Annotated in this window: 10 protein-coding genes and 1 riboswitch; of the genes, 9 read left to right on the forward strand and 1 reads right to left on the reverse strand. The window is 40.8% G+C overall.

The window, feature by feature from the left end; translation table 11 throughout:
• Positions 1-66: 66 nt before the first annotated feature.
• Positions 67-1,335 carry an outer membrane beta-barrel protein gene (locus KSMBR1_RS15935; RefSeq protein ID WP_099326203.1) on the reverse strand — a complete coding sequence of 423 codons (1,269 nt, stop codon included), beginning with the start codon at positions 1,333-1,335 and terminating at the stop codon, positions 67-69.
• A gap of 730 nt (positions 1,336-2,065) precedes the next feature.
• On the opposite strand from KSMBR1_RS15935, the gene KSMBR1_RS15940 reads away from it, so the two are divergent.
• The 9 genes from KSMBR1_RS15940 (at position 2,066) to thrC (ending at position 13,688) form a co-directional block, all read left to right on the forward strand.
• Positions 2,066-3,829, forward strand: coding sequence for a formate--tetrahydrofolate ligase (locus KSMBR1_RS15940; RefSeq protein ID WP_099326204.1), 1,764 nt, complete (start codon positions 2,066-2,068; stop codon positions 3,827-3,829).
• Positions 3,830-4,223: 394 nt separating this feature from the next.
• On the forward strand, positions 4,224-6,866 hold the full coding sequence (gene secA, locus KSMBR1_RS15945; protein WP_099326205.1) for a preprotein translocase subunit SecA: 2,643 nt from the start codon (positions 4,224-4,226) through the stop codon (positions 6,864-6,866).
• Between the two features lie 82 nt (positions 6,867-6,948).
• The gene (locus tag KSMBR1_RS15950; protein WP_099326206.1) at positions 6,949-8,265 is read left to right on the forward strand and encodes a 3-deoxy-D-manno-octulosonic acid transferase; all 1,317 of its coding nucleotides are present in this window, start codon (positions 6,949-6,951) and stop codon (positions 8,263-8,265) included.
• Positions 8,262-9,428, forward strand: a complete 1,167-nt coding sequence (metK, locus tag KSMBR1_RS15955) for a methionine adenosyltransferase (protein WP_099326207.1) — start codon at positions 8,262-8,264, stop codon at positions 9,426-9,428. Before KSMBR1_RS15950 ends, metK begins: the two co-directional genes overlap by 4 nt.
• Positions 9,429-9,587: 159 nt before the next feature.
• On the forward strand, positions 9,588-9,794 hold the full coding sequence (locus tag KSMBR1_RS15960; protein WP_099326208.1) for a type II toxin-antitoxin system HicB family antitoxin: 207 nt from the start codon (positions 9,588-9,590) through the stop codon (positions 9,792-9,794).
• A gap of 1 nt (position 9,795) precedes the next feature.
• Positions 9,796-10,026 carry a type II toxin-antitoxin system HicA family toxin gene (locus KSMBR1_RS15965; RefSeq protein WP_099326209.1) on the forward strand — a complete coding sequence of 77 codons (231 nt, stop codon included), beginning with the start codon at positions 9,796-9,798 and terminating at the stop codon, positions 10,024-10,026.
• An 84-nt stretch (positions 10,027-10,110) separates the two neighbouring features.
• Positions 10,111-10,515, forward strand: coding sequence for a type VII toxin-antitoxin system MntA family adenylyltransferase antitoxin (mntA, locus tag KSMBR1_RS15970; protein WP_099326210.1), 405 nt, complete (start codon positions 10,111-10,113; stop codon positions 10,513-10,515).
• A 328-nt stretch (positions 10,516-10,843) separates the two neighbouring features.
• Positions 10,844-12,154: a DUF1015 domain-containing protein gene (locus KSMBR1_RS15975; protein ID WP_099326211.1), complete on the forward strand. Its 1,311-nt coding sequence runs from the start codon at positions 10,844-10,846 to the stop codon at positions 12,152-12,154.
• An 87-nt stretch (positions 12,155-12,241) separates the two neighbouring features.
• A riboswitch (SAM riboswitch) is annotated at positions 12,242-12,363 on the forward strand.
• 80 nt (positions 12,364-12,443) lie between these two features.
• Entirely contained in the window at positions 12,444-13,688 is a 1,245-nt protein-coding gene (gene thrC / locus KSMBR1_RS15980) for a threonine synthase (protein ID WP_099327093.1), read from the forward strand.
• Positions 13,689-13,986 lie beyond the last annotated feature (298 nt).

A 13,986-nucleotide genomic window follows, 5' to 3' on the forward strand; every position in this document is an offset into this window, starting at 1 on the left:
TGAACCTTATGTTCAGGGGGATTTTCATTTATCATTAGCAATAATTGAATTCCTTTGTTTTTAAACCTAGAATAAGTATTCTACGCCTGCCCCTACAATTACCTCTTCGTCAGCGCTGTCATCACCGGCAAAATTAATATACCTGAATTCAGGCCTGAATAAGAGATTTTCTCTCACCTTTATGTTTGCAGTGACGGTTACGTCCCATACTGAAGTATCAAACCATCTTACACCATCGGTATCGTCGAGGTATTCGTATCGAACAACACCCTGGAACCAGTCGGTAAAATCATATAAACTATATCCGGCAACGCCCCACCAATGGCCGGTAGTACCAGTGGCCATACCGCTGGAAATATCCATTGCGGCATCTTCTGCAACACCCCAATCTCCATTGAACATTAACTTCAACTTGTTTGTTAACTGGTATGATGCTACCAGGTCAAACATTTGAGTTAAACCACCGGTAGAACTGCTTCGTTGAGCATCGCTCGCAATCGGCCCCTTTTCCTGATCCCAACCTTCAGCGCCGTGAATACCTGCTAAGGAAACAAAGGTCTTTTCTGATGGTGAAGTATAAGAAATGTACCATCCGAGAGACTTTGCGGAGTTGTTATCGATGAAAGAGTCCCATCCGTTCACCAAATAAAGTGCGGCATAAACATTGTCCGTTAAATCATATCCTGCCTTAATTCCGGTGTGGGTAAAAGGGATTGCATTGTTATAAAGCGTGCCGTGCTGATAATTAGGGTTCCCTATGTTTTCAACCAGCTCTAATCCAATCCATGTATACATCTTACCTGCGGTAATGGTTAATCCTTTACCTATTGGCGCAATCCATGAAATATTTGCTGTGGCTACGGTAAAAATATCGTCTCTGTCGGGATCATTCGTACCCCGGGGAGTTGCTTCTCCCAAGAAAGTAATTCTTTTCGCCTTTTCACCAAAATAGGTATGTAACTGCCAGCCTATAGGGTGTTCTTCAGTGGCTTCCTTATCTAAGAAAAGGGTAAAGCTCTCGAAGGTTAATGAATTATTTTCGTTTTCACCAATAAAGTTCAAGCCACTCGCAAGTTCATCCTGTTGAGGAGAATTGCTATGTTTCTTGAAACTGTAAAAATAATTCACATCCAAAAATCCGCTCAAAGAAACGTTTTTTAGGCCACCTAATAAGGGTGAATCCCACACGGTTTCGTTTACCTCTGCTAATATTTCCTCTTTTAACTCTGCCTTTAATGCTTCTCTGTCAAAATCCTGTGCAAAAGTAGTTTGACTTGCTAAAAAAATTCCTGCAGCAAGCAGTGGAAGCATAAAAGAAAACTTTTTATGTATCATAATTACTTTTCTCCTATTCTTGTAAGATTGTTAAAAACCAATTCTAACGAAACGTAAGATTGTTGTAAAATATCCCTCCTTTCCTCTTCCTCTTTTTTACTATTAAAAGATTTTTACATAAAACACACAATACTACGTACGAAATAGACGAAAGACCCAAACAACACTTCTTAGTTCCGTGAAAATAATAAGCGAGCAAAGAGAGTGCCTTTGCAATAATATATCATTATATATGAATAATTTATTATTATTAAACTTATTTTTGCAAAAAAATTAATACAACTACTTATAAAATAACACTATATGGCATAGGTATACAAAAGAGGTTAAAATGAAAAATCTTGCATACATTTATAAAGTAAGCATATAATTGGTCATTTTTTATAAAATGGGATATATTTGCCATTAAGAGTGGCCGATATGCTCCATTAACACTTCAAGAGTGGCCGATATGCTCCGTTAACACTTCATACGTGTTATAGGGGGGGGGTATTTTACAGTTATTGACTTTTTTGTAAACAAAATTCGCAGGAGGGTATTGATTAGGGAATCATTTTTCTTGACCTTAACAGTTTTACAAGTATAATCGAGCGATTTATATGCCGCAGAGACCATAATACCACGATAGTGAGTGATAAGAGAGACACTTAGGTATGTATCTTAGATAGCAAAAATACTTTTTTAATTTATTACAAATGTAAAATTTACATTAAAAGGAGGCGTTAATATTATGTCATTAGATCCTACCAAATTTGCGGATTGGCAGATAGCGGAAGAAGCAGAAAAGGGGATGAAGACTGTATATGAGTTAGCGGATAAATTAGGTCTTGCGAAAGAAGAGCTGCTTCCTCATGGGCACTATGTAGCCAAGGTTGATTACAAGAAAATATTGAAGCGATATGAAGGCAAACCTGACGGCAAATTTGTCGATGTAACCGCCATAACTCCTACGCCACTTGGTGAAGGCAAATCAACAACCACGATAGGGTTGGTGCAGGGACTAGGGAAAAGAGGCAAGAACGTTATAGGTACAATACGGCAGCCGTCCGGCGGCCCTACGATGAACATAAAAGGGTCGGCAGCCGGAGGAGGTCTTTCGCAGTGCATCCCCCTCACGCCATTTTCTTTGGGGCTTACCGGTGATATTAACGCGATAATGAATGCGCATAATTTGGCGATGGTGGCGCTTACCTCAAGAATGCAGCACGAATTTAATTATGACGATGCGACACTTGCCAAAAAAAACCTGAGGCGGTTGAATATTGACCCCCACAGGGTTGAAATGAAATGGATCATAGACTTTTGCGCCCAGTCGCTTCGCCAGATTGTGATTGGATTGGGGGGCAAGATGGACGGGTTCATGATGGAGTCCGGATTTGCCATAGCAGTTTCTTCAGAAATCATGGCAATTCTCTCTGTTGCCAAAGACCTGAAAGACATGCGTGAACGCATGGGAAAGATCGTAGTGGCGTATGACAAATCAGGAAAGCCTGTAACAACGGCTGATCTGGAAGTAGACGGCGCAATGACGGCATGGATGGTGGAGGCTCTCAATCCGAACCTGATGCAAACTATTGAAGGTCAGCCGGTCTTTGTGCATGCTGGTCCTTTTGCCAATATTGCTATCGGGCAGTCTTCAATTGTGGCGGATAGGATTGCTTTGAAACTAGGGGATTACGTGGTTACCGAATCAGGATTTGGCGCGGACATCGGATTTGAGAAATTCTGGAATCTGAAGTGCCGTTTTTCTGGCAGCAAACCGAATGCTGCTGTATTGGTTGCTACTGTGAGGGCGCTCAAGTGTCATGGGGGTGCGCCTGTGCCGGTGCCGGGACATCCGCTTGATCCGTGCTATAAGGAGGAGAATGTCGGGTGGGTGGAAAAAGGGACGGAAAACCTGACCCATCTTATTAATGTTGTGAAAAAGGCGGGGATTAATCCGGTAGTGTGTATTAATGCATTTTATACGGACACAGAGCCGGAGATTAATGCTGTAAGGAGGCTTGCGGAGCGGGCAGGGGCACGCGTTGCGTTGTCAAAGCATTGGCTAAAGGGGGGAGATGGTGCGGTGGAACTTGCTGATGCAGTAATTGATGCCTGCAATGAGCCAAATGACTTTAAATTTCTGTATGAACTCAGCACGCCGCTAAGAACGCGTATAGAGTTAATTGCGGAGCAGGTGTATGGTGCGGACGGCGTGGATTACAGTCCGGACGCTTTAGCAAAAGTAAAGGCCATGGAAGCTGATCCTGAAACTTCAAAGCTTGGAACATGCATGGTGAAGACGCATCTTTCACTCACGGATAATCCCAATATAAAGGGAGCGCCAAAGAACTGGAGGCTGAGTATCCGGGATATTCTGACATTTAAGGGTGCGGGGTTTGTGGTGCCCATTGCGGGGAATATTAAACTGATGCCGGGAACATGTTCCGATCCGGCGTATCGCCGCGTTGATGTTGATGTGGAAACCGGAAAAGTAAAAGGGCTTTTCTGATATATTTTATTATTTTTTTCAACATGATTTAAAAGGCTGCACATTTCAGGGCAAAAGAAGAAGGCTGGCGGATGATAATGAAGTCCACAGCCTTTTTTTTTGAGTGCCTTGTTAACAATGCCTTGACATAAACATTCATCTTCGCTTAAAATGAAATGCCTGTTACCTTTGGTTACTAAGGAGCGCGAAAATACCCCTTCGGCAGTCGTTCCTGACAGAGAGGGAAATCTTAAGATTTGGAACAAGGATTTCCCCGCCGTCTGCCCTGAGCGGAAGATTTCTTGCTATTTCTTTTCCTGAAATGATAAAAGCGAGGGGGGGCGAAATAACAATTACAGGTGAAATCTGTCGTTGTTTAATTATAAAAATTCTTTTTTAGCATTATTTTGAAATTATGATAACAAAATTATTCGGGACATCGAACGATCGGGTATTAAAAAAGATATACCCAATTGTAAAGCAAATAAATTCCCTTGAACCAAAAATGAAGTCTTTGACTGATTCCGAATTACGTCAAAAAACAGATGAATATAAGGAAAGATTGTCAAAAGGCGAAACGATGGATAATATTTTGTCGGAAGCATTTGCCACGGTAAGAGAAGCAAGCAGAAGGATTCTTGTGGTTCCAAATGCGGATAGTCCGGACAAGACGATGAGGCATTTTGATGTTCAGCTTATAGGTGGCATTGTGTTGCATCATGGTAAAATTGCTGAAATGACCACTGGAGAAGGTAAAACGCTTGTCGCGACTCTGCCTGCATATCTAAATGCTTTATCGGGAAAAGGCGTCCATGTAGTGACGGTCAATGATTATTTGGCAAAGCGTGACAGAGACTGGATGTCTCCATTATATGAATTTCTGGGATTAAAGGCAGGGGCTATTCAGTCACATCAGGCCTATGATGAAAAAAAAGAGGCATATTTATGCGATATAACCTATGGTACAAACAATGAATTTGGTTTTGATTATCTTCGCGATAATATGAAAGTGAGACTGGAGGAGCAGGTACAAGTTAGCTGTGGTTTAAATTTTGCTATTGTTGATGAGGTGGACAGTATTCTTATTGATGAAGCACGTACACCTTTAATCATTTCCGGGCCTGCGGAAGAATCTACGGAGAAATATTATGTAGCAGATAAAATAGCAAGGAGATTAAAACGGGGAGAGCATTTCGAAATAAAAGAAAAAGAACGCATGGCGCATCTTACCGAGGAAGGCATTGAAGAGGTTGAAAAGTTTTTAAATGTGGAAAGTCTTTATACAGGCACAAACATGGAATGGCCTCATTATATTGAACAAGCGTTGCGCGCCCATTACCTGTTCAGAAATGAAACAGATTATATCGTAAAAAATGGTGAGGTTATTATTGTTGACGAATTTACCGGAAGATTGATGGAAGGAAGACAATGGAGTGACGGATTGCATCAGGCGATACAAGCGAAAGAACATCAGCGTATTAAGGAAGAAAATCAAACACTTGCCACCATAACCCTTCAGAATTTCTATAGATTATATGATAAACTTTCCGGAATGACAGGTACTGCTTTAACAGAGGCTGCGGAATTTGATAAGATTTACAAACTGGAAGTGGTCACTATCCCCACGAATAAGCCTTTGCAACGTAAGATTTTCCCGGACAGGGTTTATAGAACGGAAAAAGAAAAATACGATGCTATTGTCCGGGAAATTGTCGAAGTGCATAAACAGGAAAGGCCGGTATTGGTCGGGACAGTGTCTATTGAAAAATCAGAATTTATAAGCGAGAAGCTCCGAAGGGAAGGTATCGAACACGAGGTGCTGAATGCAAAACATCATGAGCGGGAAGCTCAGATAATTGCAAAGGCAGGGCAGCGGGGCAATGTTACCATTGCTACGAATATGGCAGGCAGGGGTACTGATATTGTTTTAGAAGAAGGCGTCGCTTCCCTGGGTGGACTTCATATCATAGGCACTGAAAGGCATGAAGCGAGGCGTATTGATAATCAGCTTCGCGGACGTGCAGGCAGGCAGGGCGATCCGGGATCATCACGCTTTTACGTCTCATTGCAGGATGATTTAATGCGCATTTTTGCTTCCGAACGTGTGAGTTCTCTGCTAAAAACATTTGGCATGGAAGAAGGCATGGCTATCGAACACTCGATGGTCTCTAAATCTATTGAAAGGGCGCAGAAAAAAGTAGAAGCGCATAATTTTGAAATACGTAAACACTTGCTTGATTATGATGAAGTAATGGACCATCAGCGAAAAACAATATACAGTCTTAGACAAAATGTGCTTGAGGGAAAATACTTATACGATTATATCACACAAATGATAGAAGACAGCATTTGCGAGATGGTAGGCCATGCATTTGAAACAAAAAGCATCGGGAGTGAAAAAAACTATGAGGATGATGATGACTACCCTGAAGAATATTTTGATTTGGCTGGATGGTTTGAGCAAAAATTCGGCATACCGGTTGATCTAAATGAAGTTGGGGAGAAGACCCGCCAGAATATTGAGGAGTTCCTGACGCAAAAGGCATTTGATGCTTACAAGGAAAAGGAAAATGCTATTGGCAAATTCGGAATGGAAAAAATAGCGCAAATCCTTTTGTTGGAGAAGATTGATACAAAGTGGAAAGACCATTTATATGCAATGGATCACTTGCGGTCCGGCATAGGATTAAGGGGATATGCCCAGATTGATCCAAGGATAGAATATAAGCGGGAAGCGCTTGGCATGTTTGAAAATATGAATATGTCCATAAAAGATGAAGTGACAAGTCTTATTTTTAAACTGCAGAAGGTAGAGGAATCGGAGATAAAGGAAGTATTGCGTCCGGAAACATACATACATAAGGAAGTTTCCGGACGGGAAAGAATACAGGGACCTCCAGACCCAATAACTGCTCCTGTTCGGGAAAATAATGCAAGAGCGGAAGAACGGGTGGAAAGAAAAGTGGAACCGATAAAAGTCGGTGTTAAAGTCGGGAGAAACCAGCCTTGCATATGTGGCAGTGGCAAAAAATTTAAACAGTGTTGCGGCAGGGCATGATAATTTAGATGCGTTATCATTGTATTAATGAACCGGTTAGAAGCAGCGCTGTGTATTTATTATAAAATCCTTTCCTATTTGCATGCCTACAATTTTTGATGCTTTTTATATAATAGCACTTACCTTTGGTTTTCCCTATTTTCTCCTGAAAATTTTAATAAATAAGCGGTTCCGCACTGGTTTATTACAACGTTTTGGCTTTATTCCGGCAAAAGCCGGCAAAAAACCTTGTATATGGATTCATTGCGCTTCGGTTGGAGAGGTTCTAGCCGCAAAGACTCTTATAAAGTCCATAGAAAAAGAGTTCGACGGGTTTGAAATAGCGTTGTCTGTTAATACAAATACGGGGTTTTCTGTTGCAAAAAAATATTTTGAAGGAAAGAGGATTTTTTATTTTCCGCTTGATTTGAGCTGGGTGGTCAATAAAGCATTCAACAGAATAAAGCCGCAATTAATACTATTAATAGAACTGGAAATATGGCCGAATTTTATAACTGCCGCTGCAAAAAAACAAATTCCCGTTGTTTTGGTAAATGCAAGAATATCTGCTAAATCAGCGAAGTGGTACCGGTTGTTTTGCCGGATTTCGTGCATGTTTTCAAAAAGTTTGCTTAGAAAAGAAAACCTTTTTTGTGCGAGAACGCAGGCTGACGCCTTCCGCCTTAAAGAGCTGGGCATATCGGAGACTCAAATAAAGATCACCGGTAACATGAAATACGATAATATTGTCACCGATATTCCCGCAAACACAAGAGAACGTTTGCTGGAATTGTTTGAAATTGAAGCGGATGAAGAGGTGATCGTCTGTGGCAGCACTTTTGAAGGCGAAGAAATTATTCTTTTGAGGGTGTTTAAAAATCTTTGTGTAAAATTTGGTAAATTAAGGTTGATTATTGCGCCGCGTCATATTGAAAGAGTTCCCTATATTATAAAACAGATAGCTTCTCTGGGGTTTGACTATGCAAAAAAGTCATCGCTTGATAAGGGAAAGAAGGGTGCAGGATATAAGGGGAATCCAATTATTGTTGTTGATACGGTAGGGGAGTTGTCTACTATTTATAGCATTGCTTATTGTGTGTTTGTGGGAAGAAGTTTGATTCCCCATGGCGGACAAAATATGGTAGAACCTGCTGGTTTGGCAAAACCTGTTATTGTAGGTCCTCATACGTTTAATTTTAAAGAGGAAGTTGATCTGTTAAAAAAGGCAGATGCGATTTTGATAGTGGATGATGAACATTCTTTGTCAAAAGCGATAACATATTTATTGGAGCATCCGGAAGAATCCAGGGAAATTGGCAGGAGGGCACAATTAGCGGTAACAAAACAAAAGGGCGTTGTAAATCGTAATATGAATATATTGAGAGAACATTTTTTGGAAGAGAGGACTGTATTGTTATGAGGAGCGGAAGGTATTTATTTACTTCGGAATCTGTTTCAATGGGACACCCTGACAAAATAGCTGATCAGATATCCGATAGCGTATTAGATGCTATGCTGGAACAAGACCCTATGAGCAGGGTTGCTTGTGAAACTTTGGTGACAACAGGGGTTGCTTTTGTTGCGGGTGAATTCACCACTAAGGCGAATGTAAATATACCCGATATCGTAAGGAATACGATAAAAGAAATAGGCTATTGCGATGCGTCTATGGGATTTGACTATAATACCTGCGCGGTTCTTACAAGCATTGGCAAACAATCGCCGGATATTTCACAGGGGGTAAGCGGTGAAGGACTACATAAAGAAGAAGGCGCTGGAGATCAGGGAATGATGTTCGGCTACGCTTGCAATGATACGCCGGAATTAATGCCCCTTCCAATTATGCTGGCACACAGGGCAATCATAAAGCATGCCGAATTGAGGCAAAACGGGACATTAAAGTATTTGCGTCCTGACGCTAAATCCCAGATTACGGTTGAATATGAAGGCCTTAAACCTATCAGAGTACATACCGTTGTTATTTCTACACAGCATGCCCCTGATGTTAAACATGACACTATTAAAACGGACATGATCGAGAAGGTTGCCAAACAGGTGATACCGGCAAACTTGCTGGACAGCAAAACGATTTATCATATCAATCCTACAGGGCGTTTTGTAATCGGCGGTCCGCAGGGGGATTGCGGTTTGACCGGCAGGAAGATTATCGTTGATACGTATGGCGGATGGGGTCGTCATGGCGGAGGTGCTTTCTCCGGAAAAGATCCAACAAAGGTTGACAGAAGCGCTTGTTATGCAGCCAGACATATCGCAAAAAATTTAGTAGCAGCAGGATTGGCAGACAGGTGTGAGGCGCAGGTGGCGTATGCTATTGGAGTGGCAAAACCATTGTCTGTTCACATTACTACAGAAGGTACCGGTAAACTCCCGGATGAAAGGCTTACTCAGATTTGTGAAAAAGTTTTTGATATGACGCCCAGCGGTATTATCAAGAGATTGAATCTGAGAAGGCCAATTTATAAGATTACCGCCAGACATGGACATTTTGGCCGTACCGAGGATTCATTTACCTGGGAAAAGACTGATATGGTGGATACGTTACGTAAGGAAGCGGGTGTTTGAAGTGCGGTAATCGTTTATTACTGAGGGTGCAAAGAACGTTGGGAAGTAAATACATGAGAGGCTAGAAGTTGGAGAATAGAAACAGTAATCCAGCTTCTGGCTTCCAATACCTACACTATTGATAAGTTTTTGAAGGTGTGAATCCTGGAGTGCCATATTATGGTTTATCGCGTATTGATAGAAAAGGGTGAAGACTTTGGTTTTGTAGCCCACTGTCCTGCCATACCTGGATGCCATTCTCAAGGGGACACTATTGAGGATGCTATAGAAAATATAAAAGACGCCATTAAGGCCTGTTTGGAAGCTTTGGATAAGGATTTGGTAACGCAAACCAAAGAGTTGGCTTATTTTGAGGTTACAATATAAAGTGGCATCAAAACTGCCGGTAATTTCTGGTAAAGAGGCGGTAAAAGCGTTTGAGAAAGCCGGTTGGAAATTTGTAAGAGTTGGTAGTAATTGTCACATAATACTGAAAAAAGAGGGTGTTATTACAACCCTCTCTATTCCAGCGCATAACACCTTGGATCGTGGTCTATTGCGGTCATTAATAAGAGATGCATACTTATCTATCGAGGAGTTTAAAAAACTTTTGGAATAATTGCTAAGTTTGTAACCTGCGCCCAGTAATTAAAACAGATTCTTGTGTGTTCAGAGTTGTAATCTGAACACATCTTGTAAATCCATGATAACAAAAGATATTATACTCAACAGGGATTATGATGGATTACTGCACCTTACAGGTGCAGACATAATCTTTTTATTTGGTTCGATCCTTACAGACAGTTTTCATAAAGATAGCGATATTGATATTGGTGTTTATTTTGAAAACCGGCGTTATGATAAAACCGCTGTTTACGATACCGTCATTGATTTCTTTCAAACTGAAAAAGTAGATGTTGCTTTTTTAAATGAGGCGCCTCCATTGCTCTTATATCAGGTTATAAAAAATGGCAAACCTATGGCCTGTGAGAACTATAAAATACTGATGGAATTCAGGCTTCGTAGTATCAAAAAGTATTGGGAGACTAAAAAATTCAGAAAGATGAAAGAATATCTATTAAAGAATTATGTCGAAAGAATCAGATGAATTGGCTTCCTGACAATAAAGAGATTTTTATAGGCAAGCTTAATTTCCTTAAGAATTATTATGGGGAACTTAAAAGTTTTGTAACAATTTAGGGTTTTGAAAAATTCCAATAATAGCGATGTTTGTCTCATAGTGTAGGGGCTAAGCATTTGCTATAAATTGTCATAAATGCGTTCATACCCAAACGGGCAAATGCTTCGCCCCTACTTTTTCAAAAAACTAAAGTGTTACGAAAATTCGGTTTTTATCAGCGTATTTAATTACGGAAACTGATGTTGTATAAGAACGGAAACTGATGTTGTATAAGAAAGGTGAGTGGTCATAAAATATGGTAATAATAAAACCCTTTCGTGGTTTGAGATACAATCATGACATTATAAAAGATTGCTCGGCAGTAATGACGCCTCCTTATGATGTCATATCTCCCGCAGAACAGGAGCGGTATTATAGGAATCATCCGAATAATATGATTCGTTTGGATTTGGGAAAGGAATTTCCCGAAGATACGGAAGCGGATAACAGATATACCCGCGCCTCGGAATTTCTTGAGGAGTGGATGAAGGCGGGCATATTGAAACAAGAGGATGCACCGGCAATTTACATCTATGATCAGGAATTTTCCTATGGCGGTAAGCATTTTATTCGCCGGGGCTTCATTGCGTTGGTAAGGCTTGAGCCGTTTGATACAGGATCCATTTATCCTCACGAGCAGACCCTTCCAGGTCCCAAGGCAGACCGCCTGAAACTTATGCAATCATGTAAGGCAAATCTCAGTTCAATATTTGCTCTTTTCCCAGATGAAGACAATGCCGCTGATAATTACTTACATTCAATAACCACAACAAAACCGGAAATCGATTTTGTTGACGACAGCGGTGTAACAAACAAACTTTGGGTCATTAGAGAAAAAAAGACTATCGATAAGCTCATTGAAATAATGAAGGGAAAAGCCCTTTTTATCGCTGATGGACACCATCGCTATGAAACATCGTTAGTTTATAAAGAGCAGAAACATAAAGAAAATGGCGGGCAAAATAGGGAATTACCTTCGGATTATGTGATGATGGTGTGTGTTTCTATGAATAATCCGGGGCTGCAAATATTCCCTTTTCATCGTGTAGTCCGGCAAATAAAGGACTTTAACCCAGACCATGTCCTGCATAGTCTTAAAGAGTTCTTTGAGATTGAATATATGGAAAACAGCGGTGGGATTGATGCTATCATGCGAAAACTCAATAGCGATAGTGCTCCCCATTGCTTCGTAATGTACGCAGGGCAGGGTGATAGATACAGCCTGTTGCGGTTAAATGATAAAAGGATATTAGAAAAGGTGTTTGCAAATGATCATCCGGAATGGAAGCATTTAGACGCAGGCATACTCCATAGCATCGTTTTAAAAAGGATATTGGGAATAAATTCCGACGAAGCAGGTTTGAAAGATTTTATAAAGTATGTAAAGAATGAAACAGAAGCTGTATCACTCGTACAATCAGGTGCTTTTCAGGCGGCATTTATTTTGCGGCCGACTCTGATAGAACAAGTAAGGGAAATCGCTCTGGCGCACAAGGTAATGCCGCCAAAGTCAACCTATTTTTATCCCAAATTAATTACCGGTGTTGTGATAAACAAAATTAACTAAAAGGGGAATCGCACTCTGATTATTTGGTATTCCAGATTAACGGTTGACTGTTTACCTGATTTCAGATAGAATCCTAACTTATACAGTATCTTATCCGGAGTGGCAGAGGGACTGGCCCTGTGAAGCCACAGCAACCGGCCTGTTCAGATTACGTCTGAACATGGTGCAGGTGCTAATTCCTGTCTCAAGTTTTTGGGAAAAGATAAGATAGGAGAACAAATAAAAGCCTCATCCTATCTTATTTTTAGGAAAGAGGCTTTTTTTATTGCTGAAATATACGGAGAAAGAAATGGGTTATGTAAACGGATTAAAATGCAGGGAATGCGGAAAAGAATATCCAAAAGAACCATTACATGTTTGCAGTTTTTGTTTCGGGCCTTTAGAGGTAGATTATGATTACGAGGGCATTAAAAAGGTTATAAACAGAGAAGTTATTCAATCGCGCAGCAATACAATGTGGCGTTACAAAGAACTGCTCCCGATAGACGGCGAACCGACTGTTGGAAGCCAGGTGGGATTTACGCCGCTGGTAAAGGCGAATAATCTGGCAAAAATTCTGGGCGTAGAAGAACTCTATGTAAAAAATGATTCGGTAAATTATCCTACGTTTTCCTTTAAGGACAGAGTGGTTTCAACTGCATTGTCAAAGGCAAAAGAATTTGGCTACAAGATTGTTGGATGCGCAACTACCGGCAATTTGGGAAACTCAGTAGCTGCACAGGCGGCTCAGGCATGCCTGGAAAGTTATATTATTATGCCAGCAGACCTGGAACAGGGCAAGATTATTGGCACGCTGATATATAATCCTAATGTGATAAAAGTAACTGGAAATTATGATCAGGTAAACAGGTTATGTTCTGAAATTGCCGATAAATATGGTTGGGCGATTGTAAACGTAAATATACGACCATATTACGGTGAGGGATCAAAGACATTTGGTTATGAAATCATGGAACAACTGGGCTGGAAAGTGCCAAAGCATATTGTCGTGCCCATGGCGGGCGGATCATTAATTACAAAGATTGGAAAGGCAATAAAAGAATTTGTACAACTAGGTCTTATTGATGGCGCAGATACAAAATTACATGGTGCTCAAGCCAGTGGAAGTTCTCCGATTACTACGGCGGTCAAAGGCAAGACGGATGTGATAAGGCCGGTAAAGCCCAATACCATAGCGCAGTCGATAGCAATTGGAAACCCCGCGGATGGTTTTTATTCGGTGAAAAGCATTAATGTTTCCGGTGGATGGGCAGAAGATGTAACGGACGATGAGCTTGTTGAGGGTATTAAATTGCTTGCCAGAACAGAAGGTATTTTTACGGAAACGGCTGGCGGCGTTACCGTGGCGGTAACGAAAAAACTGATCGAACAAGGAAAGATACCGCGTGATGAATCCATCGTCATTTCCATTACCGGGAATGGTTTAAAAACACAGGAAGCCGTGATTAACAAATTATATGAGCCAAAAATTATTAACCCTTCCCTTGCCGAATTTGACAAAGTTATGGAAGAAAAAATGGCGGCCGTGCGTTAACAGATAATTAATTTGGGAAAACAGAGGTCGGATTCCCAATATCTTTATAATCTTATGTAAATATTTTTTTTGAGTTGTATTCGCGGAAAACACGTATTCTATACGTATAATATATCTTTCTCTTCCTTAGAATAGATTGCTTTGCGGTATGCACATCCGGCAATGATTAGTATCGTATTGTTTTGCTTCAGTGCAAAACTCCGCAAAGCAATCCTGAACCTCATAACTCCTGTTTTGTATAGGGATACTTAAGAAGCTCACCATTTGTGATTTATAGACAATGTCGTACCAGTTCAAC

Origin of the sequence: Candidatus Kuenenia stuttgartiensis, from assembly GCF_900232105.1 — a bacterium.
GTDB classification, from domain to species: Bacteria; Planctomycetota; Brocadiia; order Brocadiales; family Brocadiaceae; genus Kuenenia; species Kuenenia stuttgartiensis_A.

Coding starts and splice junctions, on each gene's coding strand:
- KSMBR1_RS15935 (WP_099326203.1), bottom strand. CDS start 1,335: ATGATACATAAAAAGTTTTCTTTTATGCTTCCACTGCTTGCTGCAGGA.
- KSMBR1_RS15940 (WP_099326204.1), top strand. CDS start 2,066: ATGTCATTAGATCCTACCAAATTTGCGGATTGGCAGATAGCGGAAGAA.
- secA (WP_099326205.1), top strand. CDS start 4,224: ATGATAACAAAATTATTCGGGACATCGAACGATCGGGTATTAAAAAAG.
- KSMBR1_RS15950 (WP_099326206.1), top strand. CDS start 6,949: ATGCCTACAATTTTTGATGCTTTTTATATAATAGCACTTACCTTTGGT.
- metK (WP_099326207.1), top strand. CDS start 8,262: ATGAGGAGCGGAAGGTATTTATTTACTTCGGAATCTGTTTCAATGGGA.
- KSMBR1_RS15960 (WP_099326208.1), top strand. CDS start 9,588: ATGGTTTATCGCGTATTGATAGAAAAGGGTGAAGACTTTGGTTTTGTA.
- mntA (WP_099326210.1), top strand. CDS start 10,111: ATGATAACAAAAGATATTATACTCAACAGGGATTATGATGGATTACTG.
- KSMBR1_RS15975 (WP_099326211.1), top strand. CDS start 10,844: ATGGTAATAATAAAACCCTTTCGTGGTTTGAGATACAATCATGACATT.
- thrC (WP_099327093.1), top strand. CDS start 12,444: ATGGGTTATGTAAACGGATTAAAATGCAGGGAATGCGGAAAAGAATAT.